This is a genomic window from Pseudonocardia sp. TRM90224 (assembly GCF_021245725.1).
GTDB lineage: Bacteria > Actinomycetota > Actinomycetes > Mycobacteriales > Pseudonocardiaceae > Pseudonocardia.
In genome coordinates this window covers 1-1,672 of record NZ_JAJGSX010000099.1, presented here as the reverse complement: position 1 = coordinate 1,672, position 1,672 = coordinate 1, and the positions used below count along the sequence as shown (strand labels likewise).

Below are 1,672 nucleotides of genomic sequence, written 5' to 3'. Positions count from 1 at the left end.
CCCCGGTGATTCATGAGGGCTGGTAATCGACCTTGGTGGCATGATCGGTGCGGGATTTCTAGTCGGGCCGTGAGTCATCGTCCGGCCTGCGGTTCTGCCGGGGTGCTCCGTGCGCTCGTGCCGATCGGGAGTGGGGGTCAGCCGGCGGGGACGGGCAGGGTGTGGAGCCGAGCGAATGCGGCAGCGATCTGCTCGGCCCAGGGCCAGGACTGCTGGATACGGATCCAGGTGCGGCGCTGGCCTCGGGTGATCCGGGCAGCGACGTGCAGCAACCGGTAGCGCAACGTCTTCGGTTCGGCCTTCGCGAGGGCGCCGTCGAGGACGAGGTGCTGGGTCCAGGAGAGCAGGTCGACCGCGAGCATGACGACGGTCAGCCAGGCCGAGTTGATGGCGAAGGTGCGGGACGGGAAGTGGTTGAGGCCGGTGTCCTTGGCGGTGCGGATGCGGTCCTCGACCCGGGCGTGGGCGCGGTGGCGGGTGTCGAGGAACGCCAGTTGCCCGGCGGGGGTGTCGGTCGCGAAGCAGGTGTAGCGCCAGCCGTCGCGGGTCTCCATCAGGTCCAGCTGCGCGCCCGGGTGCGGCCGCTCACGACGAACGATCACTCTCGTGCCGTCGGGGTAGCCGTCCAGCGCGGCGGCCGGGAGCAGGCCGGTGAGTTCGGCCAGGCCGGCGCCCTCGCGATGGCCGCCGTCCGCCTCGATCGCGTCGGCCCACACCTTCTCCGCGACCATGCCGATGGCGGTGCGTTCGCGGTCGGTGATCGCCCACCCGACGGAGAACTCGCAGCGCACCAAGCTGGCGTGTTGGTCGCGGACGTGGGTCAGAAACGCTTTTGTGCAGCCCGCAGTGTCGGCACGGACGAGCATCCTGCGACCGTGGCGGTGCTGGTCGGGGATCTGGGCCAACGCCTGGTCGAGCACGCTGATGTGGTCCGCGGCGGTGTTCGCGCCGGCGTTGCCGCGGCGCAGCACACCGGCGAGGAACTCGCAGGTGTTGTCGCAGAACGCCATCAGCGGGTGATAGCCGAAGGTTCGCTTGAACGTCGGCGCAGCCTGCTCCTTCTCTGAGTGGCAGATCACGATCGACGCATCGAGGTCGATCACCAGCACATCGAGCTCACGGCCGGCGACCCGCGCCGGCGGGAACGCCCGCCCGTGAAGCTCGGCGTGCTGATCCCACACAAGCGTCCGCGTTCGGGCTCGAGCCCCTGCGACCTGCGCGAGGACGGTGTCGTCGAGACGGTCGAGCAGTCGCCAGCACGTCGAGTCCGACGCCACCTGGCCGAACAGCTCGGCCTGGTCGCCCAACGCAGCGATCTCGGAGATCGTGGTGGCACCGTCGGCGACCGCGATCGCGAGGTCCACCAGCACCCGGCCCGGATCATGATGCGCCCGCGCCGGCCGCACACCATCCAGAGCCTGCGACAACTCGCCGGTCAAGGTGGTCCGATCCGCAACGTCGGCCAGTAGACGGGATCCAGCGTGCGAGACCACCCCGGCCCCGTCAGCGGTCACGATGATCTTCGGACGGGTAGTTGTAGCCTGCACTCGGAAAGTGCCTCCTCGACCGCGGCGGACATGGCCCTCGACAAGCCCTGTCTTACCTGGTCACGAGGCACTTTCTGCTATCGGGGGTCACCTACCGCTCAGCCCGACATGAAGAGCCCGGGCTA

1 protein-coding gene is annotated in these 1,672 nt (G+C 69.1%); it reads right to left on the bottom strand.

Annotation, left to right across the window (positions count from 1 at the left end; genetic code table 11):
- Positions 1 to 137: 137 nt before the first annotated feature.
- Positions 138 to 1,547, bottom strand: coding sequence for an IS1380 family transposase (locus LL648_RS43560; RefSeq protein ID WP_232668857.1), 1,410 nt, complete (start codon positions 1,545 to 1,547; stop codon positions 138 to 140).
- Between the last annotated feature and the right edge of the window lie 125 nt (positions 1,548 to 1,672).